Annotated in this window: 24 protein-coding genes; 13 read left to right on the forward strand and 11 right to left on the reverse strand. The window is 64.9% G+C overall.

Annotation, left to right across the window (positions count from 1 at the left end; translation table 11 throughout):
* Positions 1-28: 28 nt before the first annotated feature.
* From GW587_RS14920 to ispF, 7 genes are read left to right on the forward strand one after another with little or no spacing between them, the layout of a single operon-like run.
* Complete coding sequence (locus tag GW587_RS14920; RefSeq protein ID WP_166104368.1) at positions 29-1,531, forward strand: NADH-quinone oxidoreductase subunit M; 1,503 nt, start codon at positions 29-31, stop codon at positions 1,529-1,531.
* 21 nt (positions 1,532-1,552) lie between these two features.
* Positions 1,553-3,058, forward strand: a complete 1,506-nt coding sequence (gene nuoN, locus GW587_RS14925; protein WP_166104371.1) for an NADH-quinone oxidoreductase subunit NuoN — start codon at positions 1,553-1,555, stop codon at positions 3,056-3,058.
* A complete protein-coding gene (locus tag GW587_RS14930; protein ID WP_166104374.1) occupies positions 3,058-3,363 on the forward strand; it encodes a DUF2818 family protein in 306 nt (101 codons plus the stop codon). The genes nuoN and GW587_RS14930 overlap by 1 nt, the downstream gene beginning before the upstream one ends.
* 33 nt (positions 3,364-3,396) lie before the next feature.
* Positions 3,397-3,951 carry an NUDIX domain-containing protein gene (locus tag GW587_RS14935; RefSeq protein ID WP_166104377.1) on the forward strand — a complete coding sequence of 185 codons (555 nt, stop codon included), beginning with the start codon at positions 3,397-3,399 and terminating at the stop codon, positions 3,949-3,951.
* A 4-nt stretch (positions 3,952-3,955) separates the two neighbouring features.
* On the forward strand, positions 3,956-4,654 hold the full coding sequence (locus GW587_RS14940) for a hypothetical protein (protein ID WP_166104380.1): 699 nt from the start codon (positions 3,956-3,958) through the stop codon (positions 4,652-4,654).
* A gap of 8 nt (positions 4,655-4,662) precedes the next feature.
* A complete protein-coding gene (ispD, locus tag GW587_RS14945) occupies positions 4,663-5,382 on the forward strand; it encodes a 2-C-methyl-D-erythritol 4-phosphate cytidylyltransferase (RefSeq protein ID WP_166104382.1) in 720 nt (239 codons plus the stop codon).
* Between the two features lie 4 nt (positions 5,383-5,386).
* A complete protein-coding gene (ispF, locus tag GW587_RS14950; protein ID WP_166104384.1) occupies positions 5,387-5,881 on the forward strand; it encodes a 2-C-methyl-D-erythritol 2,4-cyclodiphosphate synthase in 495 nt (164 codons plus the stop codon).
* Here ispF and GW587_RS31005 read toward each other — a convergent pair.
* The 5 genes from GW587_RS31005 to GW587_RS14975 form a co-directional block, all read right to left on the reverse strand.
* A complete protein-coding gene (locus GW587_RS31005; RefSeq protein ID WP_229259458.1) occupies positions 5,821-6,321 on the reverse strand; it encodes a DUF433 domain-containing protein in 501 nt (166 codons plus the stop codon). The genes ispF and GW587_RS31005 overlap by 61 nt on opposite strands.
* Positions 6,248-6,523, reverse strand: a complete 276-nt coding sequence (locus GW587_RS14960; protein WP_166104387.1) for a BrnT family toxin — start codon at positions 6,521-6,523, stop codon at positions 6,248-6,250. Before GW587_RS14960 ends, GW587_RS31005 begins: the two co-directional genes overlap by 74 nt.
* 123 nt (positions 6,524-6,646) lie before the next feature.
* Positions 6,647-6,976, reverse strand: a complete 330-nt coding sequence (locus GW587_RS14965) for a carboxypeptidase-like regulatory domain-containing protein (RefSeq protein ID WP_166104390.1) — start codon at positions 6,974-6,976, stop codon at positions 6,647-6,649.
* A gap of 8 nt (positions 6,977-6,984) precedes the next feature.
* Entirely contained in the window at positions 6,985-8,865 is a 1,881-nt protein-coding gene (locus GW587_RS14970; RefSeq protein WP_166104393.1) for a M61 family metallopeptidase, read from the reverse strand.
* Positions 8,866-9,064: 199 nt separating this feature from the next.
* Positions 9,065-9,934: an NAD(P)H-binding protein gene (locus tag GW587_RS14975; protein WP_166104395.1), complete on the reverse strand. Its 870-nt coding sequence runs from the start codon at positions 9,932-9,934 to the stop codon at positions 9,065-9,067.
* Positions 9,935-10,027: 93 nt separating this feature from the next.
* Between GW587_RS14975 and GW587_RS14980 the strand changes: the two genes are divergently transcribed.
* A complete protein-coding gene (locus GW587_RS14980; protein ID WP_166104398.1) occupies positions 10,028-10,933 on the forward strand; it encodes a LysR family transcriptional regulator in 906 nt (301 codons plus the stop codon).
* On the opposite strand, the gene GW587_RS14985 is transcribed toward GW587_RS14980, so the two are convergent.
* Entirely contained in the window at positions 10,914-11,441 is a 528-nt protein-coding gene (locus GW587_RS14985) for a PaaI family thioesterase (protein WP_166104401.1), read from the reverse strand. The two genes, GW587_RS14980 and GW587_RS14985, sit on opposite strands and share 20 nt — an antisense overlap.
* A gap of 75 nt (positions 11,442-11,516) precedes the next feature.
* On the opposite strand from GW587_RS14985, the gene GW587_RS14990 reads away from it, so the two are divergent.
* Positions 11,517-11,819, forward strand: a complete 303-nt coding sequence (locus GW587_RS14990) for a hypothetical protein (RefSeq protein WP_166104404.1) — start codon at positions 11,517-11,519, stop codon at positions 11,817-11,819.
* Between the two features lie 96 nt (positions 11,820-11,915).
* Here the strand turns inward: GW587_RS14990 and GW587_RS14995 are convergent, their stop codons facing one another.
* The gene (locus GW587_RS14995; RefSeq protein ID WP_166104407.1) at positions 11,916-13,157 is read right to left on the reverse strand and encodes an MFS transporter; all 1,242 of its coding nucleotides are present in this window, start codon (positions 13,155-13,157) and stop codon (positions 11,916-11,918) included.
* 100 nt (positions 13,158-13,257) lie between these two features.
* On the opposite strand from GW587_RS14995, the gene GW587_RS15000 reads away from it, so the two are divergent.
* Entirely contained in the window at positions 13,258-13,872 is a 615-nt protein-coding gene (locus tag GW587_RS15000; protein WP_166104409.1) for a TetR/AcrR family transcriptional regulator, read from the forward strand.
* On the opposite strand, the gene GW587_RS15005 is transcribed toward GW587_RS15000, so the two are convergent.
* The 4 genes from GW587_RS15005 to GW587_RS15020 all read right to left on the reverse strand — a co-directional run bounded on the left by GW587_RS15005 (position 13,873) and on the right by GW587_RS15020 (position 17,863).
* Entirely contained in the window at positions 13,873-14,862 is a 990-nt protein-coding gene (locus tag GW587_RS15005) for an FHA domain-containing protein (RefSeq protein ID WP_166104412.1), read from the reverse strand.
* Positions 14,859-16,355, reverse strand: coding sequence for a S1 family peptidase (locus tag GW587_RS15010; RefSeq protein ID WP_166104414.1), 1,497 nt, complete (start codon positions 16,353-16,355; stop codon positions 14,859-14,861). Before GW587_RS15010 ends, GW587_RS15005 begins: the two co-directional genes overlap by 4 nt.
* A gap of 16 nt (positions 16,356-16,371) precedes the next feature.
* The gene (gene ribA, locus GW587_RS15015; protein WP_166104416.1) at positions 16,372-17,025 is read right to left on the reverse strand and encodes a GTP cyclohydrolase II; all 654 of its coding nucleotides are present in this window, start codon (positions 17,023-17,025) and stop codon (positions 16,372-16,374) included.
* 136 nt (positions 17,026-17,161) lie between these two features.
* Positions 17,162-17,863: a pirin family protein gene (locus tag GW587_RS15020; protein WP_166104419.1), complete on the reverse strand. Its 702-nt coding sequence runs from the start codon at positions 17,861-17,863 to the stop codon at positions 17,162-17,164.
* Positions 17,864-18,005: 142 nt separating this feature from the next.
* Between GW587_RS15020 and GW587_RS15025 the strand changes: the two genes are divergently transcribed.
* The 3 genes from GW587_RS15025 to GW587_RS15035 all read left to right on the forward strand — a co-directional run bounded on the left by GW587_RS15025 (position 18,006) and on the right by GW587_RS15035 (position 22,196).
* Positions 18,006-18,938 (forward strand): LysR family transcriptional regulator, encoded by a 933-nt coding sequence (locus GW587_RS15025; RefSeq protein WP_166104422.1) that lies wholly within the window; start codon positions 18,006-18,008, stop codon positions 18,936-18,938.
* A gap of 95 nt (positions 18,939-19,033) precedes the next feature.
* The gene (locus GW587_RS15030; RefSeq protein WP_166104425.1) at positions 19,034-20,026 is read left to right on the forward strand and encodes an EAL and HDOD domain-containing protein; all 993 of its coding nucleotides are present in this window, start codon (positions 19,034-19,036) and stop codon (positions 20,024-20,026) included.
* Entirely contained in the window at positions 20,019-22,196 is a 2,178-nt protein-coding gene (locus tag GW587_RS15035; RefSeq protein ID WP_166104428.1) for a putative bifunctional diguanylate cyclase/phosphodiesterase, read from the forward strand. Before GW587_RS15030 ends, GW587_RS15035 begins: the two co-directional genes overlap by 8 nt.
* Positions 22,197-22,314: the final 118 nt, after the last annotated feature.

Here is a 22,314-nt window from a genome sequence, read left to right on the forward strand (position 1 = left end):
GCTGATACGCATAGAGATAACGATAACCATGATGCAGTCAACCATATCTACACTACCTCCGTACCTGAGCCTCGCGATCTGGCTTCCGATTATCTTCGGCCTGATCGTGCTGGCCGTAGGCCGTGACACCAATGCGGCGATGGTCCGCGTCGGCTCGCTGATCGGCGCGATCGTCAGCTTCGCCGCGACCATCCCGCTGATCACCAACTTCGACAACGCCGCCCACGGCATGCAGTTCGTCGAGAAGTCGCCGTGGATCGAGCGCTTCAACATCTTCTACTCGCTGGGCATCGACGGCCTGTCGCTGTGGTTCGTGCCGCTGACCGCCTTCATCACCGTGATCGTCGTGATCTCGGCGTGGCAGGTGATCCAGAAGCGCGTCGCTCAATACATGGGCGCGTTCCTGATCCTGTCCGGCCTGATGATCGGCGTGTTCTGCGCCATGGACGGCCTGCTGTTCTACTTCTTCTTCGAAGCGACGCTGATCCCGATGTACATCATCATCGGCGTCTGGGGCGGCGAGAACCGCGTGTACGCGTCGTTCAAGTTCTTCCTGTACACCTTCTTCGGCTCGCTGCTGACGCTGGTCGCCATCATCTACCTGTACAAGGTTTCGGGCGGCAGCTTCGACATCCTGATGTGGCACCGCATCCCGCTGACGATGAAGGAACAGATCTTCATCTTCATCGCCTTCTTCATGGCCTTCGCCGTCAAGGTGCCGATGTTCCCGGTCCACACCTGGCTGCCGGACGTCCACGTCGAAGCGCCGACCGGCGGTTCCGCCGTGCTGGCCGCGATCATGCTGAAGCTGGGCGCATACGGCTTCGTGCGGTTCTCGCTGCCGATCACCCCGGACGCGTCGCACTATCTGGCGCCGGTCGTGATCACGCTGTCGCTGATCGCCGTGATCTACATCGGCCTGGTGGCGCTGGTGCAGAAGGACATGAAAAAGCTGGTCGCCTATTCGTCGATCGCGCACATGGGCTTCGTCACGCTGGGCTTCTTCGTCTTCAATAACATGGCGGTGCAGGGCGGTATCATGCAGATGATCTCGCACGGCTTCATCTCCGGCGCGATGTTCCTCTGCATCGGCGTGCTGTACGACCAGGCCCACTCGCGCCAGATCGCCGACTACGGTGGTGTGGTCAACAAGATGCCCAAGTTCGCCGCCTTCTTCATCCTGTTCTCGATGGCCAACTGCGGCCTGCCGGCGACCTCCGGTTTCGTCGGCGAGTTCATGGTGATCCTGGGCGCGGTGCAGTACAACTTCTGGATCGGCCTGCTGGCCGCGACCGCGTTGATCCTGGGTGCCGCTTACTCGCTGTGGATGGCCAAGCGCGTCATCTTCGGCAAAGTGACCAACCATCACGTGGCCGAACTGGTCGACATCAACGGCCGTGAATTCCTGATGCTGGGCATTCTGGCGGTTGCCGTGCTGGCCATGGGCCTGTACCCGGCGCCGTTCACCGACACGATGCAAACCTCGGTCGCTGACCTGCTGGCTCACGTCGCACACAGCAAGCTGCCTTAAGAAGAAAACGGAAACGCATAAATGACTACACCTATTCCACAAGAGGCCGTGAACCTGGTCCCGGTCTACGCCGAGATCGTGCTGCTGATCGGCGCCTCGGCCATTCTGTTGATCGACATGTTCCTCTCCGAGGGCAAGCGTTCGATCACCTACGTGCTGTCGCTGCTGACGCTGCTCGTTTGCGGCGGCTTGACCTACATCGACTTCTCGTCGGGCGCCACGGTCTACACCTTCCACGGCATGTTCGTCTCGGATCCGATGGCGAACCTGCTCAAGCTGTTCACCTACCTGACGGTCGGCCTGACGCTGATCTACTCGCGCCAGTACGCCGGCGACCGCGGCATGTTGAGCGGTAACCTGGGCGGCGAGTTCTACGTGCTCGCGTTGTTCGCGATGCTGGGCCAGCTGGTCATGATCTCGGGCGCCAACTTCCTGTCGATCTACCTCGGCGTGGAACTGATGTCGCTGTCGCTGTACGCGATGATCGCGCTGCGCCGCGACAACCACAAAGCCACCGAAGCGGCGATGAAGTACTTCATCCTCGGCGCGCTGGCATCCGGCTTCCTGTTGTATGGCATCTCGATGCTGTACGGCGCCACCGGCACGCTGGACATCCGCGAAGTTTCGGCCGCCGTCGCCGCCGGCACCATCAAGCCGACCATCCTGGTGTTCGGCATCGTGTTCCTGGTCGCCGGTCTGGCGTTCAAACTGGGCGTGGTGCCGTTCCACATGTGGGTACCGGACGTCTACGAAGGCGCGCCGACCGCCGTGGCCCTGCTGCTGGGCGGCGCACCGAAGATCGCGACCTTCGCCATCTGCGTGCGCATCCTGGTCGAAGGCCTGCTGCCGATGGCGTTCGACTGGCAGCAGATGCTGCTTGTGCTGGCCGTGATGTCGCTGGCGATCGGTAACATCACCGCGATCGCGCAGACCAACCTGAAACGCATGCTGGCTTACTCCACCATCGCGCAGATGGGCTTCGTGCTGCTTGGCCTGCTGGCCGGCGTCGCGGGCACCACCGACCGCACCGGCATCGACGCCGCCTACAGCGCCGCGATGTATTACACCATCACCTACGTGCTGACCACCGTCGGCACCTTCGGCATGCTGATGCTGCTGTCGCGCGCCGGCCTGGAAGCCGAGACCCTGAACGACTTCAAGGGCCTGAGCAAGCGTAACGGCTGGTTCGCCGTGGTGATGTCGATCCTGTTGTTCTCGCTGGCCGGCGTGCCGCCGATGATGGGCTTCGCCGCCAAGTTCTCGGTGCTGACCGCCGTGCTGGGCACCGGCCAGATCTGGCTGTCCGTGTTCGCGGTGATGTTCTCGCTGATCGGCGCGTTCTACTACCTGCGCGTGGTCAAGACCATGTGGTTCGACGAGCCGACCGACAACGAGCCTATCATCGCCCGTGGCGACGCCAAGTTCGTCCTGAGCCTGAACGGCATCGGCATCGTGGTGCTGGGCATCCTGCCAGGCCCGCTGCTGGCCGCCTGCCTGGCCGCCGTCAAAGCGACGCTGGCCACCTGATGGACGTCTCACTGGCCAGCTGGTTGGTGATCCTGGCGGCCATCGCGGCCGCCAACCTGCCTTTCTTCAATGAGAAGGTATTCGCCCTGGTGCCAACCAAATGGCCGCGCAAGCCGCTGGTCATTCGGCTGGTGGAAATGGGCGCGTTGTATGTGGCGGTGGGCGCGATCGGCTTCGCCATCGAAGGCCAGATCGGCAGCCGCTTCCCGCAGACCCAGGAGTTCTACTGGATCGCGGCCGGCCTGTTCATCGTCCTCGGCTTCCCAGGATTCATCGTCCGTTATCTGCGCAAGCGCCACGACTGATACACTATCGTTCTTCAACGACGTGGAGCAGGCATGGATAATTTGACAGAAACCCGCATCGACGGTGAATTGGTCTACGACGGCCACTTCCTCAAGATTCAACGCGACACCATCTCTCTCCCCGACGGTTCACGGACGGCGCGCGAATACGTGCTGCATCCGGGCGCCGTCGTCATCCTGCCGCTGCTCGACGACGGCACCGTGCTGATGGAGCGCCAGTATCGCTATCCGCTGCACCAGACATTCATTGAATTCCCGGCCGGGAAAATCGACAACGGTGAGGATCCGCTGCTGGCCGCCAAGCGCGAGCTGGAGGAGGAAACCGGCTACGTCGGCGGCGAATGGCAGTTCGTCACCAGAATCCACAACGCCATCGCGTATTCGGACGAGCACCTCGACCTGTACCTGGCGCGCGGCCTCAAGGCCGGCGTGCAGAAACTGGACGACGGCGAATTCCTTGAAATCTTCACCGCCACCATCGACGAGCTGCTGCAATGGGTACGCGAAGGGAAAATCTCCGACGTCAAGACGATCATCGGCACCTTCTGGCTGGACAAGCTGCGCGCCGGCGACTGGAAGCTGGACTAGGATCGTGAAAGCGTTGTCCGCCATCGTGTGCCTGAGCGCCGGCCTGGCCGCCGCCGAAGGCGCGCAGGCGGCCGCGCGCACGCCGTTCCAGATCCGCTGTGAGGATACGATCAGCAAGACCGTTTCGGTGCTGTCGTCGAAGCAAAACGGCTACACCATCAACAACCAGCTGCCGTACCGCGCGCTGACCACCAAGACCGGCAGCATCGACGGCCGCATGCAAACCCTGGGCCTGACCGTCACCAAGGGCATGTACAAGGCTAACCTGGGCGGGCCGGTGTTGCAGGATCCGGTCAGCGGCTACGAATGCATCGCGCCCAAGGTGGATATCGCGCTGAACTACTCGCCGGTGCTGATCTACGTCGGCAACGAGTTCGCGCCGGGAAGTTGCGCCTACAACGAGATCCTGGCGCACGAGCAGCGTCATCTCGCGGCCTATATGGAAAACCTGGTGCGGGTAGAGCGGGTGGTGAGTCAGGCGCTGAGCAAGCGCTTCGAAGGCAAACCGCTGTATGCGCCGTCCGGCACCGCGATGTCGGCGCTGGAGCACGAGATCAACGGCACCTGGTTCCCCTTCATCAACGCGGAGTTCGAGAAGGGCAAGATGAAGCAGGCCCAGATCGACACACCGGAAGAATATGCGCGCCTCGCCAGGAGCTGCGATGGCGAGATCGCTGCGATCATGCAGCGCCGCCGTAAATAAAGAGACCCATGACATCATCGACTCATACCCCGCGCTACTACGCGCTGCTGCCAGCCGCCGGCGTCGGCGCGCGCATGGCGGCGGACGGACCGAAACAATACCTGACGGTCGGCGGCAAGCCGATGCTGCGCCACGCCGTCGACGCTTTCCGCGCCAGCGAGCTGGTGGCGCACACCTATGTCGTGGTCAGCGCGGCCGATGGCCAGATCGACGCGGTGCTGCCGCCGGAGCTGGATGGCGTGACGGTGCTGCGCTGCGGCGGCGCGACGCGCATGGACACGGTGCTCAACGCGCTGCGCGCACTGCGCGGCGTGGTGGGCGAGGGCGACATGATCATGGTGCACGACGCCGCGCGTCCGGGCCTGACGCCGGCGCTGATCGCGCGCCTGATCGAAGGCGTCGGCGACGACGCGGCGGGCGGCTTGCTGGCGCTGCCGGTGGTGGACACGGTCAAGCGCGCCGCCGGCTCGCCGCTGCTGTCCGCCGCCACGGTGCCGCGCGCGGGCTTGTGGCTGGCGCAGACGCCGCAGATGTTCAGCTATGCGCTGCTGCTGCGCGCGCTGGCCGGCGCGCCGGACGCCAACGCCATCACCGACGACGCCAGCGCCGTCGAGATGCTGGGCTACGCGCCACGGCTGATCGAAGGCCATCCCCGCAATTTGAAGGTAACGCTGCCGGCCGACATCCGCATCGCGGAAATGTATCTGGCGGCAGGAGAACAAGGATAACGCTATGACCGCATTAAAACTCCCGTTCCGCATCGGCCAGGGCTACGATTGCCACGCGCTGGTGGAAGGCCGCAAGCTGATCATCGGCGGCGTCGACATCCCGCATCATGTGGGGCTGCTGGGACACTCGGACGCCGACGTGCTGCTGCACGCGATCACCGACTCGATCCTGGGCGCTGCCGCGCTGGGCGACATCGGCAAGCATTTTCCGGATACCGACCCGCAGTTCAAGGGCGCCGATTCGCGCACCTTGCTGAAGGAAGCGGCGCGGCGCGTGGTCGCCACCGGCTACAGCATCGGCAACATCGACGCGACCATCATCGCGCAGCGGCCGAAGATGGCGCCGCACATCGCCGCCATGTGCGCCAACATCGCCGAGGATCTGGGGGTGGCGGTGGGCCAGGTGAACATCAAGGCCAAGACCAACGAGAAGCTGGGCTACCTGGGCCGCGAAGAAGGCATCGCCGCCGAATCGATCGCCTTGCTGATCTCCTCGTAAAACAGCGTGCGCTCGGTGCCCAGCACGTTGAGCGCGGTGTCGCGTGGGACGGTGGGGTGGGCGGCCAGGAACTCATCGAGCGATCTGCCGGCCAGCAGATAATCGAACATGCGCTTGAGGGGTACCAGCGTGCCCCGGAACACTGGCATGCCCCCCAGGATTTCCGGCTCCATCTGGATCAATGGCGTGATCGATTTCATGAACGCCAGCAGTTCTGGATCAATCGGATCGGTGGGTGATTTCTTCGGCGGAATCACGCGACCGTTAACCTTGAGAACCGGTTCAGAAAAATAACGTGGGTCGTATTCCGGACAGTCTTCGTCCATTTCAATGTCGTCATCAGGAATTGATAACACGTTGTACCAGCTATCTGGTGCCACGGAAGAGTTCGTCTCTTTCCCTTCGGGTCGCTTTTCTGAATGAGATGATTCGTATTCCATTATGACGCTCCGTGTGAGTAATTGAAACTTCTTCTCCTTGGAAATATCCAAGCGTATTAAATCGACGCTCTCCATATTGGAAACGCAAATCTTCCTTTGTAAGCGTCGTGCCAGCGAGCACAGCCGCCGCATCGGCGAAATCCAGGCCGTGCTTGCGCAGGTTGCTCTGCCGCTTCGCTTCGTCCCAAGTGAAGATGCTCATTTCAGTGTAGTGGCTTGCAGATATCCTTCAAGCGGCACTGAAAGCACAATGCCAGGCCAGGGCATCGTTTCGATATCCTGGGCCTGGCATTCGCGACTGTCGCGCGACTAGATCAATCGATCTTTACTTGCCGTCTTTTTTTGCCTGGCATTTGGTGCGCCTGGATTCGGCGGCCAGATCGACTTGCGACTCTTTGCCGGCATCCACGCCGACCGTGCGCACCGCGTGATTCGGGCCGCCTTCGACGATCTGGTAGCGGCCAGGCTTGAGCGGCTCGGCGCGATAGGTGCCATCGCATTTCGCCATGAAGCCGGAGACTTCGCCGGTCGCCAGGCTGGTGACCACGATCTGCGCGCCGCCATTGGCAAAACCAGCGATGCAACCGCTGGTTTCGGCCGCCATCACCGCGCCGCCCAATGCCAGAGTGCTCAGTGCCAGAATCAATGTGCGCATGGTGTTCCTTAAATAGGTATTGTCAGTAATTGGCGCAAGCGATCCGCCGCGCCGGGAATGGCTTCCAGGCGCGGATAGCGCAAGGAGCCGACATAATCGATGTTGACGCTGCGCGTGGCGCCATCGGCTTCAAACGTCAGCGCGATCGGCTGCCTGCTGACCGCCGCCGCTTTGATCGCCTGCTTCAGCAGATCATCCGTGTAGGGCTGCTGCCCGACGGAGACCAGGCGCGCGCCGATGCTGATGCCGGCGCGGAAAGCCGGACCCTCCCACGCCACGCTTTTCACTGCGCCTTTCTTGCCGACCACCAGCCCGATCGACGCCGACAGATCCATGCCGCCGAGATCCGCCTCGTACTGAGTAAAGAACTCGGTCGGTTGCTCGCTGTAGACCAGCCGGTAGCCGCCGCGCCGCAGACCATCCAGCAGATGGATATCGTCATGCGCGTTCAGGCGCGCGTTGAAATAGCCAGTCCAGTCATACGGCGCGATCTTGCCGAGCGCCTTGCAGACATCGGCGAAAGTGTAGGTCGTGATCGCACGCGCATTGTTCCCGCCGCCGAAGAAAACGGCGGCGAATTCGCGCATGCTTTTGCGGTCGCCGGTCAGCTCGCGCAACAGCATGTCCACATCGATCCAGAGCATCACACCTTCAGGATAGTAGTCCTCGCGCCGCTGCCAATCGCGCCAGTAGGCCGCCTTGCCCGGCATGTACAACGCATCGACGGTGCTGTCCTGGAGCGACTTCCACTGCCGCCCCAGACGATTGCTCATCAACGACGCATCCACCGCCAACGCATCCAAGGCCTGCTGCACCGTGCGCAGGCCCAGTTGCGGCGTCATGACGTGCGCCCAGAATTCGGTCTGCCCCTCATACACCCATAACAGACTGCCGCGCATCGGCGTGTTCAGGTCCGGCGTCCACAAGTCGGCCGGCTGGCGCGTGCGGCCGTTCCACGAGTGGGTGAATTCATGCACCATCAGGTTCGCCATGAACATCTGCTCGCCGGGATTGTGCGCATAGCCGGCGGAGACATTGATTTCGGTCGACTCCTGATGTTCCAGCCCACCGCCCGACAACATCACATCAGACAGCGACATCAAGAAATCGAAATGACGATAATGCTGTGACTTGAACAGGCGCGGCACGGCGGCCGCCATCGCGCGGAATTTATCCACCAGTTCCGACGGCAATTGCAGCGCCTCGTCGCTATCGCCGAACAGATTCAATCGCACTGGCAAAGCCGGCGCGGCCGTCAGCTCGATGCGCCTGAAGTGCCGCGCCGCGTACACCGGCGCATCGACCAGCTCCTCGAAGCTGGCCGGCTTGAACGACACGCGGTTGGCGGATGCCTCGGCGGTCTCCAGCGACGTGGCGAACTGGAAGCCCTGCGGATAGATCAGCTGCGCCTGCACCGGAATATTGCGGATGAACCAGCCGGCCGGATACAGCGCGACCTTCTGCCACGGCAGCATCAGCATGCCGGGGGGGATCTGCTTCGGACCATATAGCGCCGGCAGCACCTGGAACTCGATCTCCAGTTCGCGCACGCCGGCGGGCACGGTAAGGTTGAAGGCGAACGGATTGGCCGTGTCGCGCCGCCACTCGAGCCGCCGCGCCCCGGCCGTGATGACCAGGCCAGCCAGCGGCGCCGCTTCCTGCGTCGGCGAGTGGCTGCCGGTTTCCCATTGCGGATACAGCAGCGTCATCGCGCCGGGCTTCTGCACCGGGATGGTCTCGCGCACGCGGAATATCTTGTGGACGCTGTCGGTCGCATCGACCTTCAACTGGATGGCGCCATGAAACGGAATGTCGCGCGCCACTTCGATTGCGCGCGACGGGGAGATGGAGACGGCCGCCAGCAGCAGCCCAAGTATCATTTTTTGCATGCCGCCTGTGTTGCAAAATGCATGCCACATCGAATGTGAGGCGCGGCGGGCATGGCGCGGTGTCCGTTCGGCTTCAAGCTGTCCGAACGGACGTCCGCATCGCTTAATCCAGCACGGCGCCGCCGTCGACGCGGCGTCGACGTCCTCCTCCAAACCGACGCGCCCAGCGCGATCACGCACTGGCCGAGCAGGCGGCCGCTCATGCCGCGCTCCGTTGCAGCAGGGCGGCGATGGCCTGGTCCAGCGACACCGTGCCCTTGCGCGGGCCTTGCCGGCCGCCTTCGAACTCGATCCAGCCTTCATTGAAGCCATCCAGCATCTGCATGCGCGGCGTCGGATTGCTCATGCCCTGCGATGCAAACAGTCCGGCCCATTGCTCGCGCGGCACCGCGAAGGCGGCGACGTCATGGCCCAGCAGCCGGCCGAAGCTGGCGGCGATATCGGCGGGGCTGACGCGCTCCGGGCCTTCCAGCTCCACCACGCGCCGGCCGCTCCATCGCTGTTGCAATAGCCCGGCTGCGACCGCCGCGATATCGGCGCAGGCCACCATCGGCACCTTGCGCTCCAGCGGTTGCAGGAAGCTCGGCACCCGATGCGCTTCGCGCGCCGCCACCACATCCCATAGGCTGTTCTCGATGAACCAGGCCGCGCGCAGGAAAGTGACCGGCAGGTCCAGCGCACTCAGTTCGCGCTCCATGATGCCGAGCTGGTTCAGCAGATTGGCTTGCGCCGCCTGCGCGCCAATGGTGGACAGCGCCACCACGCGCGACGGCTTGGCGGCCGCCAGCGCCTCGCACAAGGCCGCGATGGCGCGGCGCGCTTCCGGGAAGCCAGCGCCTGGATCGAAGGTCGGCGGCAGCAGCACGAACACCGCCTCGGCGCCGTCGAAGGCGCGGGTCAGAGCGGCGGCGTCGTTGACGTCCGCCACCGCGACTTCGGCGCCGCGCGCGGCCCAGGCCGCGCCTTTGGCGGCGTCGCGCACCACGGCGCGGACCGGCAGACCGGCCTCCAGCAGATGATTGCCCAGTTGCGTGCCGACCTGTCCAGTAATACCGGTGATTGCGTACATGATGATCTCCTTGAGTAAAACGGGAATTCTGATGCAAAACCGCCGATACTCCGATAGCATGGAACGCATATCATTCATGACCAATCGGCATACATGGCATTCGACGAAAAAGTAGTAAACGGCATGCGCGTGCTGGCCGCCATCGTGGACGGCGGCAGTTTCGTGCGCGCCGGCGAGGCGCTGGACATGTCGCAGTCCGGCGTCAGCCGCGCCATCGCCAGGCTGGAGGCGCGGCTGAACATCCGGCTGTTCGACCGCACCACGCGCAAGGTCTCCCTGACCGACGAGGGCCGTCGTTTCTACGCGCAGATAGGGCCGCTGCTGGCGGGGCTGGAAGAGGCGGTGGCCTCGGCGGGCGAGGGCGCGGTAGTGGTGCGCGGGCGTCTGCGGGTGAATGTCGACCCGCTGTGCGCACGGCTGCTACTGGGCCCCAAGCTTGGCGGCTTCCTCAAGCGCTACCCGCAGCTGGACCTGGATCTGGTGGCGCGCGACCATCTGGGCGACATGGTCGGCGACGGCTTCGACCTGGCGATCCGCCTCGGCCAACCGCAATCGTCATCGCTGATCGCGCGCAAGCTGCTGGACACGCGGGTGCTGACGGTGGCCACGCCGGCCTATCTGCGCAAGCACGGCACACCGAAGAAGCCGGCGGAGCTGGAAGGGCCGGAGCATGTCTGCATCCACTTCCGCAATCCCGCCACCGGGCGGCCGTTCGACTGGGAGTTCCATCGTGGCGGCAAGACCACCATCGTCAACCCGGGCGGCCAGCTGACGCTGAACGACGCCGGCACCATGGAGAGCGTGCTGATGTCCGGCTACGGCCTGGCGCAGGTGATCGACCTGGCGGTCGCGCCGCTGCTGCGCTCCGGCGCGCTGGTGCCGGTGTTGACGGCGTGGCCGGACGAGCGCTTCCCCTTGTACGCATACTATCCGTCGCGGCATCACCCGGCGGCGAAGACGCTGGCCTTCCTCGACTTCGTCACTTCGCTGGTGGAATAGGGAAGATCAAACAGGTGGTGGTGGCGTGCGCATACAGCTTGCCGTTGGCATCAGTGATGCGGCCCTCGGCCACCGCCACCTGGCCGCCGACCGTGATCACGTTGCCCTCGGCGCGCACAGGGCCGGTTTGGTCGGTCATGGCGCGGATGTAATTGACCTTGAGCTCCAGCGTGGTGAAGCCTTTCCCTTGCGGCAGCATCGAATGCACCGCGCAGCCGACCGCGCTGTCGAGCAGCGTCGCCGCGTAACCGCCGTGCACCGCGCCGCTCGGATTGTAGTGCTGCGGTCCCGGCGTGCCCTGGAAGACCACCCGTCCCGGCTCCGCGCTGATCGGAATGAAATCCAGCGTCGCGCCGATCGGCGGCGGCGGCAGCTCGCCGGCGCTGATCGCCGCGAGGAAGTCCGCGCCGCTGCGCGAGCTGAGTTGTTCGCGCGTCGCGACGCCTGGTGGCGCGAGTCTGGCGCGGACGGCGGCTTCTTCGGCCAGCCATTGTTCGTGATTGCTCATGCGGTCTCCCTGAGGTTGGAGAGCAGACTATAAACGATCTGCTACCATGGCGCTTTTGACGGCAAGGAATGAACAATGGCGCGTGATATCTACGCTTACCGGCAGGTGGCGGTGCACTCGGTGGCCCGCGGCGGCAGGGTGGAGATCCATCCGGTGCCGGGGCAGGCATTCTCGCCGGAGCTGCACGTGCAATGCTCGCGCCGCATGAGCGACATCGACGCCTATCCGCTCGGCACCAGCTTCCTGCTGGACGCCAAGCTGACCGACCGCCAGGGCGGCACGCCCTACCTGTACGCCTGGCACGGCGACGACATCAAAGTGCTGTCGCCGCAGGCATGCAAAGCCTTCCTGGCCGAATTCAAGCGCGGTCGTATCTAAAGGCGGGGTCAGTTCCGGCATCGTGCCACGAGCTCAACCGTAGCGTACGCTACGGTTGAGCTCGTGGCACGATGCCGGAACTGACCCCGCCTTTATTTAATGGACGGCGTGCAGCTTGACCTGCGACTTGCCGTCCTCGCTGCCCCATTTGAAGATGACGGCGGCCATCGCCAGCGCGAAGGCGCCGCCGACCAGCATCGCGCTGGAGACGCCCATGTAGTCGACCGACAGCCCGCCCACCAGCGCGCCGCTGGCCAGCGAGATCTGCGCGGTGGCGACGAACACCGCGCCGCCGCTTTCCATCGCGTGCGGCGCCGCCTGGAAGATCCAGGTCTGCACCGAGATCGGCATCATGCCGAACGCCAGCCCCCAGATGATGATCAGCACCGTGGCGCCGATCACGCCGGTGCCCAGCAGCGGAAGCGCGGCGGCCGACAGTCCCAGCACCAGGCCGGTCGCGATCAGCGACTTGCGCACGCTTTGCGCCACCGCCCAACCGCCGATCAGATTGCCCGCGAAGCCGGCCGCGCCATACGTCAGCAGCAGCGCGCCGATGGTGCCGGCGCTCAGGTGCGCGATCTGGCTCAGGAACGGGGTGATGTAGGTGTAGGCGGCGAACTGGCCGATGAAGATCAGCAGCGTCACCGCCAGTCCCAGCCGCGCTTTCTTGATGCGCAGCAGTTCCGGCAACTGGCGGAAGGTCATGGCTTGCGTCACCGGCAAGCGTGGCATCAGCCACATCTGCGTCAGCAGCACCAGCAGCGCCACCGCGCCGGCGGCGTGGAAGGCCATGCGCCAGCCGACCAGTTCACCGATCAACGCGCCGGCCGGCACGCCGGCCACCGTGCCCACCGAGACCCCGGCGAAGATCAGCGAGGTGGCCTTGGTGGCCGATTCGGCCGGCACCAGCCGGGTGCCCAGCGCCGGGCCGATGGCCCAGAAGCCGCCCACGCCGACGCCCAGCAGCGCGCGGCCGAACAGCACCAGCGGGAACGAGTGCGACAGCGCGACGATCAAATTGGAGACGATCAGCGTGCCGGTCAGGCCCCAGATCGCGTAGCGGCGGTCGGTCTTGCCGATGCCGACCGTGACCAGGATCGCGGCCAGCGCGCCCATCAGCCCGGGAATGGTGACCATCAGGCCGGCCATGCCTTCGGTCACGCCCAGTTCGGCGGCGATCGACGGCAGCAGCCCGACCGGCAGGAATTCGGTGGTGACCAGCGCGAACGCGCCGACCGCGATCGATAGCACGGCCAGCCAGGCCCCGCGCTTGGCCGCCGGGGCGGGCGATAGTGATTCGTCAGGCAGCGCGGCCTGGAGATTGGTGGTGGTTTGCATGGGGAGTCCTTGGATGCGGTAAAAATGCTTGAGTTTTTTACTGATCGGTTCATAATGTACGCACGAAAGAACTTTGTCAATGAATTTTTAACCGATCGGTATGAAAGAAATTTCCGCTACGGCGCGCAAGACCGGCCGGCCGCGCACCTTCGACGCTGACAACGCGCTCGACAAGGCCATGAAAGTGTTTTGGGAGAAGGGTTACGAGGGCAGTTCGCTGCCCGAGCTGACCGAGGCGATGGGCATGAACCGGCCCAGCATGTATGCCGTGTTCGGCAACAAGGAGAACTTGTTCCGCATGGCGCTGGACCGCTACGCCCAGACCCACGATCCGCTGTTTCACGCGGCGCTGAAGGAGCCGAGCGCGCGCGCCGTGGTCGAACATTTCTTGCGCGGCAACGCCGACGCCCAGACCGAGTCGGATAATCCGCATGGCTGCCTGGAGATCAATGGCGCGCTGGTGTGCAGCAACGATGCGCTGCCGATCCGCGATACGCTGATCGAACGCCGCGCCGCCAGCGAAGTGCTGCTGCGCGACCGCTTCGAACGCGCCAAGCTCGACGGCGATCTGCCGGCCGACAGCTGCTCCAGCCAGATGGCGCGCTATGTGATGACGGTGTCCAACGGCATGGCGGTGCAGGCCGCCGCCGGCGCCAGCCGCAAGCAGCTGCAGGAAGTGGTGGACCAGGTCCTGCGCGGCTGGCCGGTCAGGTAATCAGTCCGCGCCCTCGTCGTCGTCGGCATCCGCCGTGCCGTCCTTGACGGCGCGGGTGCGGGCCGCGTCGATGTCGGCCTTCAGCTTGCCGGCGTTGCCCATGAACTGGTCGACGCTGCGATCCTCGCTCTGCCGCACTTCCGGCGGCAACAACACCGACATGTACAGCTCGTCCGCCGCGCGGCCGCTGCTTTGCAGGTTGGTCATCAACATCAGGCCGGCGCCGCCGACCAGCATGATCCAGGTCGCGATCACGAAGCGTCGCGGATGGTGCGGCTTGATGGTGGTCAGGTGGAAGAACAGCATGCCGCAGGCGATCGCCAGCGTGACCAGGTTGCCGTAGCGCGTCAGCGATTCCGCCGACCAGGCATAGGCCAGCACCGCGCTGCTGGCGCGCCACACGCCCACCACCGCCAGCCCGCCGCCCAGGATGAACAGATGCCGACCGAGCCGCGCGTGGCTGCCGAACAGCCGGTTGGCCAGCGCCCAGACGCCGGCCCACAACAAGCCCGCCGCCAGGCTCGATGCCAGCACCAGCAGGTAGCGGATCAGCGCGAACGGTTCGACGTCGGACAGCCAGGTTTCCATGCAGCTGAACGCGGCGATCAGCACCAGGCCGATGCTGGCCGGCGCCGCGCCTTCCCACGCGTGCATGGTGGTGTCCGCCACTTCGGCGGCGACCGGGAAGTCGGCGGCGCGCACCCGCAACCGCGTGTGGCCGAGCCGCACCACGGTGTCGCCGCCAAGCGCGACGCTGGTCTCGCGCCTGCCTTGGTAGACGGTGCCGTTCTTGCTGCCCAGGTCGCGCAGCAGCAATTGGCCGTGCTCGTCGACGTCGACGATGGCGTGGCTGGCGGCGCTGTGGGCGTCGTCGAGGATGATGTCGTTGTCGTAGCTGCGGCCGAGGCGGATCGGCAGCGCCGCGACCTTGTGCCGGTGCAGCACGTCGCCGTTGCGCGCCAGGATTTCAACGAAGTAGGGGGCGGTCATTGCGCGCCTCCTTTTGCCGGCTGGGCGGCGAGGGTTTTTTTCGCGGCCGGCTTGGGCTGCGGCGCGGGCGTGGCGCCCAAGGACAGCGATTCGAGGAACACGCGCGACAGCCGCATGCCGTTGTCATACGAGACGCCGCGCGCGTCAAGCCGGCTTTGCAGGCTCATCAATCCCTGGTCGGTGGTGGCGGTCAGCAGCGCGAAGTCGTACAGGCCGGCGAACTTGCGGTAGGCGCGCACGCATAGCACGGCGCGCAGCGGCAGGTTTTTATTCTTGACGAAATCCTCGGTGCAGTTGGGGCCGGTCAGGCGCGCATCCTTGTTGTTGCCGAAGTGCTCGTTCTTGAACGAGGCGCTGGCCAGTTGCGCGAAGCGCAGCTTGTCCAGGCCGGCGCCGCGCAGGAACTGGTGGCGGATACTGAGCTGACCCGTCTGCAGCGAGCCGCTGACGAAGATCGCCGACTCCATCGCGCAGCTGGCGTCGTCCACCGTGAACGGTTTGTCGGCCTTGACGTTGGAGCGGCCCCAGCATCGCATCTGCTCGGACTCGCGCACCGGCACCTGATACGGTCCCATCGGCTTCAGGCTCAGCGGGCTGGACAGCAATTGGTCGACCATCGCCTTCTGGTGCGTCAGCAACTGGCCGGCCACCACGCTGGTGAAATCGGCCGGCGCTTTCTTTTGATCCTCGACCCGCTTCAGCAAGTCCTGCGCGAAGCGGGCCGGCACCAGGAAGCTGACCAGCTCGCCGTCCAGGCGTTTGGAGACGTTGACCCCGGCCACCGAGCCGTCGACCGTGACGCTGGGCCCGCCGCTCATGCCGGAGTTGATCGGGCCGGTGAACATCAGCTGGTCGTAGAAGCTGCGTGCGATCACGCCGTTGTAGGCGCCTTCGGAAATGGCGAAGCCCAGGTCGAGCGGATTGCCCATCGAGTACAGGTACTGTCCCTGCGTCAGCTTGGCCAGCTGGTCCGGCATCTTGAAGAAGCCGGTGCCGTTGCGGTTGACGCGCAGCACCGCCAGGTCGTGCAGCACGTCGACCGCCAGCAGTTCCACATTGCCGCGCTGGCCGCCGGTGTCGACCCATTCGCCGACATAGGTGTCGGGATCGAGCGCGAACTGCGACACCACGTGGTAGTTGGTCAGCACCAGGTTGCTGGTGCCGATCAGGAAGCCGGAGCCGACCGACGATTGGGTGCGGCCGCTCTTCAGCAGCGAGCGCACCTGCAGGATGTCGTTCTTGGCGGAAGCGTACAGATGCTGGGCCGCGCTGGATGGCGGCGGCAGCGGCGCGGTGTCGGCGGCGGCCGGATCGCCGGTCGCGGCGGCAGCGGCGGGATTCGAGGGCGTGGCCGGATGGGCCGGCGGCGCCGTGGCGGCGGCGGGCGGCGCGGCGGCGGGCTTGGCGGCGGCTGGCGCGGCCGAGGCCGCAGCCGAGGCGCCGTTGCAGGCCCAGGTGAAAACGAATGTGGTGGCTAGCGCGGCAACTTTCATGCAGTCCTTAAAACGTTTAAAGCGCGCCATCCTCCACCGGGGCGGGCGTCAGCGGCGTCATCATGTGGCCCAGCTTGGCGGCCTTGGTATTCAGATAATGCTGATTGAAGGCATTGCGGTTGACCAGCAGCGGAACCCGCTCGGCCACTTCGATGCCTAGTTTAGTCATGGCATCGATCTTACGCGGATTATTGGTCATCAGGCGCAGGCTTTTCACGCCGAACTGGGCCAGCATCGGTTGCACCAGGCCGTAGGTGCGCTGATCCGGCCGGAATCCCAGCTGTTCGTTGGCCTGTACCGTGTCGGCGCCGGCCTCCTGCAGGCGGTAGGCGCGCATCTTGTTGATCAGGCCGATGCCGCGACCTTCCTGGCGCAGATACAGCAGGATGCCCCGGCCTTCGGTGGCGATCTTCTTCAGCGCGCCTTCGAGCTGGGCGCCGCAATCGCAGCGCTGCGAGAACAGCACGTCGCCGGTCAGGCATTCGGAATGCACGCGCGCCAGCACCGGCTCGCCGTCGCCGATATCGCCCAGCACCATGGCCAAGTGTTCCTTGCCGGTGGCTTTTTCAACGAAAGCATGCAGCGTGAACTGGGCCCACGGGGTCGGCAGGGCGCACGAAGTCATGTAATCCAGTTCATCTGGTGCCGGGGTTGGTGCGCTCTGCGACATAGCTATGCTCTTCTCAATATTTCGGTTCGATGTAAAAAAGGCGCGCCGGGCTGTTCGAACAGACCCGGCGCGCCCTTCATGATACCAAAACTAGCGGAAATTTATTTCCGACCGCCCTATGGCTTAAGCGGGGAGCTTAGTTTGGTAAGTCAAACAAGAGAATCTCCGAGGCCTTGGCCTGTTCCAGCGTCACCAGCGTTTCGGCGGTGATCTTCAGCGCGTCGCCGCCTTGCAGCGCGGTGCCGTTGACCGTCACCTCGCCACGGATCACGTGCACATAAGCGATGCGGCCGGCCGCCAGTTCATGTTTCAGGCTGTCGCCCGAGGTCATGATGCTGGCGTAGATCGCCGCATCCTGATGCACCAGCACCGAACCTTCACGGCCGTCGTTCGACGCGATCAGGCGCAGCTGGCCCAGTTTGCTTTCCGGCTTGAAGTGCTTTTCCTCGTAGCTTGGAGGAATGCCGGCTTCGCTGGGCTGGATCCAGATCTGCAGGAAATGCACCTGGTCTTTTTGCGAACCGTTGAACTCGCTGTGACGCACACCGGTGCCGGCGCTCATGCGCTGCACGTCGCCGTAGTGCAGCACCGAACCGGTGCCCATGCTGTCCTTGTGTTCCAGCGCGCCGCTCAGCACGTAGGAGATAATCTCCATGTCGCGGTGACCGTGGGTGCCGAAGCCCTGGCCGCCTTCCACCTTGTCTTCATTGATGACCAGCAGCGGACCGAAGCCGACATGCTCGGGATCATGATAATGACCGAAGGAGAAGCTGTGCTGGGAGTTCAGCCAACCGTGGTTGGCTTTGCCGCGCGATTCACTTTTACGTACTTGCAACATGGTAGGGCTCCGTTTCTTTTAAGTTAATGTGCGATAATTTTGAAAGCTGTTTCGATATCGCCGCATCCATGAATCACATTGTAGTCCCCTGATTCGGAATAAAAAAACGGAAAATTTACCTCTTTACTATCGAAAAAATCGAATGCTCAGACTCAGCCTCGAAGCCCTGCAAATCGTCGATGCGATCGACCGCCGTGGATCCTTCTCCGCCGCCGGCAAGGAGTTGCACCGCGTGCCGTCGACCATTTCCTACACCGTCAGCAAGCTGGAGGACGATCTCGGCGTCCAGGTATTCGAGCGCAACGGCCCGCGCGTGGTGCTGACGCCGGCCGGGGTCGAGTTGCTGAAAGAGGGGCGCTACCTGCTGAAAGCGGCGCAGGACCTGGAGCACCGGGTGCGCCGGGTGGCGTCCGGCTGGGAGACCGAGCTGTCGGTGGGCATGGATTCGATGTTCTCGCCGTGCTTCTTCCGCGACGACGTGACCGCCTTCTACGAGGTGGCGCAGCAGACCCGGCTGCGCATCGTCCAGGAAGCGCTGTCCGGCGCCTGGGAAGCGCTGCTGGACCGCCGCGCCGACCTGCTGGTGGGTGTGGCCGGCGACGGCCCGGCCGGCGGCGGCTACGTGTCGCAGCCGATCGGCAAGATCAACTTCGTGTTCGCGGTGGCGCCGTCGCATCCGCTGGCGGCGGTCGCGGGCCCGCTGGACCGCGTCGCGCTGCAACGCCACCGCGCCGTCAGCGTGGCCGATTCGGCGCGCCAGATGGCGCCGCGCACCGTCGGCCTGCTGCTGGGGCAGGATACGTTGACGGTGCCCGACATGAAGACCAAGTTCCAGTACCAGCTGGCCGGCATGGGTTTCGGCTTCCTGCCGGAACCGTGCGCGCGCGCCGCCATCGCCGCCGGCCTGCTGGTGGAAAAACAAGTGGAGGAGCCGAAGCCGGCCGAGACCTTCTACCTGGCCTGGCGCAGCGGCGAAAACGGCGCCGCGCTGAATTGGTGGATAGATCGCATGCGCCAGCCCGACCTGTTCGAGCGCCTGGTGCGGCATTTGCCACACCATGCGCTATCCGTTTGACATGGAACATGCAGTTCCGTTACTACAATGTTGACAAGGGCCAATAATTTCGGAGTACCATAGCAAGATACTCGACAGTTTCTTCTGGATATTCCATGACCGCGTTGACCGCCATGCCGCCCGTGTTTTTGCATCCTCTGGCCGACCGCAACGGCAACCCGGCGGCGTTGTTGTTCGACGCCGACAGCCTGCGGCAGGACGGCGCGCCGCTGGACCTGCCGTCCGCCGTGCTGCAGGAGCTGGCCGGCGGCAGCATGAACTGTTTCTACCGCGCCAGCCAACCCGAGGCCATCCACCAGGCGCTGAAAGAGGCCGGCTGGAAACCGCTGGCCGCCGACAAGCTGCACCGCGCCGACGAGACGCTGTCCAAGGACTTGCCGCCGGCGGTGGCCTGGATCGAAGGCAACTGGTTCCTGGCGCCGCCGCCGAAGGCGGTCGGCAACCAGGCCGCCTCGCGCGCGCTGGCGCTGCAACTGGTGCAACTGGTCACCGCCGATGCCGACACCCACGAAATCGAAGCGGTGTTGCGGCAGGATCCGACGCTGTCGTATCACCTGCTGCGTCTGGTCAATTCGCTGGGCATGGGCACCGGCCGCCGCGTCACCAGTTTTTCGCAGGCGATCCTGATCCTCGGCCGTTCGCAGTTGCGGCGCTGGCTCAACCTGATGCTGTTCTCGTCGCGCCAGGGCGACCAGCGCTCGGCGATGCTGCTGGCGCGGGTGGCGGTGCGGGCGCGTTCGATGGAGCTGCTGTCCAAGATCAGCGGCGAGGACAAGCCGCACCAGGAGCAAGCTTTCATGGTCGGCATGTTCTCGCTGCTGGGCGTGCTGTTCGGCATGGCGCTGGAGGGGGTGCTCAAGCCGCTGACCATCAGCGACGCCGTGAAGCAGGCGCTGCTGGCGCGCCAGGGCGAACTGGGCGTGCTGCTGAGTCTGGTGGAGTCCGCCGAGCGCGACGATTATCCCGCGCTCAGCGACGGCCTGCGTTCGCTGCAGATCGACAACGATCATTTCAACCACATCGTCGCCGACGCCTACCTGTGGATGCAGAACGTCACGTCGGGCAAGGCCGGGAACTCCCATGCGTGAGGCGATCGAGCGCTGCCTCGCGTTGAGCCGGCAGGCGCGCGGCGAAGCCGGCGAGGCGCAGGCGCGCACGCTGGACCGGCTGGAGGCGGCGCTGGCCGAGGCGCAGGGCTATGTGCCGCTGGATCCCGAGCCGGCCGCCGCGCTCGCCGACAGCGCGCCGCTGGACGCCACGCTGGAACTCGACCCGGCCGGCTACCTGACCGCGTGGAGCGACGGCGCGCAGCAGATGTTCGGCTACGCGGCCGAGGAGGCGCTGGGCCAGCACGTGCTGTTCCTGTACGCCGAGGACGACGACGACGGCAACATCGCCGAGCTGTTCTTCGAGCACAGCCCCGGCGAGACGGCGGCGCGCACCGAGGTGCGGCGCCGCAAGAAGAACGGCGAGATCATCTGGGTGCTGCTCGACATCGTGCTGCGCGACGAGGACGGCGAACCGGGCGGCATGCTGGTCAAGCTGTCGCAGGCCAACCAGACGCTGTCGGCGCTGGACAAGGTCAATCTGCACGCGCGCATCATCGAGGACAGCGAACAGGGCGTGCTGATCACCGACGCCCACGAGCGCATCGTTTCGATCAATTCCTCGTTCACCCGCATCACCGGCTACACGCCGGCCGAGTCGATCGGCCAGACGCCGGACCTGCTGCGCTCCGGCGTGCACGACGCCGAGTTCCGCGCCAAGGTGCGCCACGCGATGCGCGGCGGCGGACCGTGGCGCGGCGAGATCGTCGGCAAGCGCAAGAACGGCGAGCTGTTTCCGCAGTCGGTGACCATCAGCGCGGTGCGCGACGAGCACGGCAAGATCAGCCACACCTTCTCGCTGTTCTCGGACATCAGCGTGCACAAGGACGCCGAGGCGCGCATGCAGCGCATGGCCAACTACGACCCGCTGACCGGCCTGCCCAACCTGTGCCTGCTGACCCAGCTGATGGGCCAGGCGCTGACCGAGACCAAGCGCTCGCAGGAGCACGGCGCGCTGCTGGTGGTGGAGATCACCCGGGTCGGCGCTATCAGCGACACGCTGGGCCATGAGATCGGCAACGCGCTGCTGTGCGAGATCGGCCGGCTGTTCCGCCTGTCCTTGCGCGAGGGCGACGTGCTGGCGCGGCTGGACGGCTACAAGTTCGCCATCGCGCTGCTGCACATAGAAAAACGCGAGCACGCCGGCATCGTCGCCAAGAAACTGCTGGCGGCGCTGGCGCAGCCGATCGCGCTGGCCGCGCACAGCCTGCAAGTCGGCGCGCACGTCGGCATCACCGTCTACAACGACGACGGCGCCGACGTGCCGACCCTGATCCGCTACGCCGACGTGGCGATGGCCAAGGCGGCGCAAAGCATCGAATCGAACTTCATCTTCTACAGCGAGGAGATGAACCAGCGCGCCAAGGAACACCTGCGCATCGAAAGCGAGCTGCGCCAGGCCTTGCAGAACAACGAGCTGGCGCTGTTCTACCAGCCCAAGGTCAGCCTGCGCAGCGGCCGCATCGTCGGCGCCGAGGCGCTGCTGCGCTGGCGCCATCCGCTGCGTGGATTGGTGTCGCCGGGGGTGTTCATCCCGGTCGCCGAGGAGACCGGTTTGATCCTCGATCTGGGCGAATGGGTGCTGGAGGAAGCCTGCCGCCAGGTGCGCGAGTGGCGCGACGCCAATCTGATCATGCCGCCGATCGCGGTCAACCTGTCGGCGCGGCAGTTCGACGCCGGCCTGCCGCATCGCATCGCGGTGGTGCTGGAGCGCTACGGAGTGCAGCCGGACCAGATCAACCTGGAGATCACCGAGAGCCTGCTGGTGCGTGGCACCGACAACGTCATCGCCATCATGAACCAGCTGGTGGCGATGGGCATGTCGCTGGCGCTGGACGACTTCGGCACCGGCTACTCCAGCCTGGCCTACCTGAAGAAATTCCCGATCAGCACGCTGAAGATCGACCGCTCCTTTGTCATCGGCCTGCCGTACGAAGAAAACGATTGCGCGATCGCGCGCGCCATCGTCACCATGGCGCAGCAGCTGCGCCAGGAGATCGTCGCCGAGGGCGTGGAGACCGCCGAGCAGATGAGCTTCCTGCGCGAGCTGGGCTGCGACCAGTTGCAGGGCTACCTGTTCAGCCCGCCGGTGCCGGCCATCGAATTCGCCACCATGCTGCGCGAGGGAAAACGCCTCGCGTTCAGCCGTTAGGTAGAGCCCCCGACCACCCCTTTTGGGTGGTTCGCCGTTGTCGCCTATGCTACTGTTGGATGCCATTTCCGGCGCGCTTTCAGCCGATATCCACCAGGAGACGCACGTGTCCACCACC

This window comes from Duganella aceris, from assembly GCF_011090165.1.
GTDB classification, from domain to species: Bacteria; Pseudomonadota; Gammaproteobacteria; order Burkholderiales; family Burkholderiaceae_D; genus Rugamonas; species Rugamonas aceris.

Excerpts from the sequence above, each read along its gene's own strand:
- GW587_RS14920 (WP_166104368.1), top strand. The coding sequence starts at position 29 with ATGATGCAGTCAACCATATCTACACTACCTCCGTACCTGAGCCTCGCG.
- nuoN (WP_166104371.1), top strand. The coding sequence starts at position 1,553 with ATGACTACACCTATTCCACAAGAGGCCGTGAACCTGGTCCCGGTCTAC.
- GW587_RS14930 (WP_166104374.1), top strand. The coding sequence starts at position 3,058 with ATGGACGTCTCACTGGCCAGCTGGTTGGTGATCCTGGCGGCCATCGCG.
- GW587_RS14935 (WP_166104377.1), top strand. The coding sequence starts at position 3,397 with ATGGATAATTTGACAGAAACCCGCATCGACGGTGAATTGGTCTACGAC.
- ispD (WP_166104382.1), top strand. The coding sequence starts at position 4,663 with ATGACATCATCGACTCATACCCCGCGCTACTACGCGCTGCTGCCAGCC.
- ispF (WP_166104384.1), top strand. The coding sequence starts at position 5,387 with ATGACCGCATTAAAACTCCCGTTCCGCATCGGCCAGGGCTACGATTGC.
- GW587_RS31005 (WP_229259458.1), bottom strand. The coding sequence starts at position 6,321 with ATGGAATACGAATCATCTCATTCAGAAAAGCGACCCGAAGGGAAAGAG.
- GW587_RS14960 (WP_166104387.1), bottom strand. The coding sequence starts at position 6,523 with ATGAGCATCTTCACTTGGGACGAAGCGAAGCGGCAGAGCAACCTGCGC.
- GW587_RS14965 (WP_166104390.1), bottom strand. The coding sequence starts at position 6,976 with ATGCGCACATTGATTCTGGCACTGAGCACTCTGGCATTGGGCGGCGCG.
- GW587_RS14970 (WP_166104393.1), bottom strand. The coding sequence starts at position 8,865 with ATGCAAAAAATGATACTTGGGCTGCTGCTGGCGGCCGTCTCCATCTCC.
- GW587_RS14975 (WP_166104395.1), bottom strand. The coding sequence starts at position 9,934 with ATGTACGCAATCACCGGTATTACTGGACAGGTCGGCACGCAACTGGGC.
- GW587_RS14980 (WP_166104398.1), top strand. The coding sequence starts at position 10,028 with ATGGCATTCGACGAAAAAGTAGTAAACGGCATGCGCGTGCTGGCCGCC.
- GW587_RS14985 (WP_166104401.1), bottom strand. The coding sequence starts at position 11,441 with ATGAGCAATCACGAACAATGGCTGGCCGAAGAAGCCGCCGTCCGCGCC.
- GW587_RS14990 (WP_166104404.1), top strand. The coding sequence starts at position 11,517 with ATGGCGCGTGATATCTACGCTTACCGGCAGGTGGCGGTGCACTCGGTG.
- GW587_RS14995 (WP_166104407.1), bottom strand. The coding sequence starts at position 13,157 with ATGCAAACCACCACCAATCTCCAGGCCGCGCTGCCTGACGAATCACTA.
- GW587_RS15000 (WP_166104409.1), top strand. The coding sequence starts at position 13,258 with ATGAAAGAAATTTCCGCTACGGCGCGCAAGACCGGCCGGCCGCGCACC.
- GW587_RS15005 (WP_166104412.1), bottom strand. The coding sequence starts at position 14,862 with ATGACCGCCCCCTACTTCGTTGAAATCCTGGCGCGCAACGGCGACGTG.
- GW587_RS15010 (WP_166104414.1), bottom strand. The coding sequence starts at position 16,355 with ATGAAAGTTGCCGCGCTAGCCACCACATTCGTTTTCACCTGGGCCTGC.
- ribA (WP_166104416.1), bottom strand. The coding sequence starts at position 17,025 with ATGTCGCAGAGCGCACCAACCCCGGCACCAGATGAACTGGATTACATG.
- GW587_RS15020 (WP_166104419.1), bottom strand. The coding sequence starts at position 17,863 with ATGTTGCAAGTACGTAAAAGTGAATCGCGCGGCAAAGCCAACCACGGT.
- GW587_RS15025 (WP_166104422.1), top strand. The coding sequence starts at position 18,006 with ATGCTCAGACTCAGCCTCGAAGCCCTGCAAATCGTCGATGCGATCGAC.
- GW587_RS15030 (WP_166104425.1), top strand. The coding sequence starts at position 19,034 with ATGACCGCGTTGACCGCCATGCCGCCCGTGTTTTTGCATCCTCTGGCC.
- GW587_RS15035 (WP_166104428.1), top strand. The coding sequence starts at position 20,019 with ATGCGTGAGGCGATCGAGCGCTGCCTCGCGTTGAGCCGGCAGGCGCGC.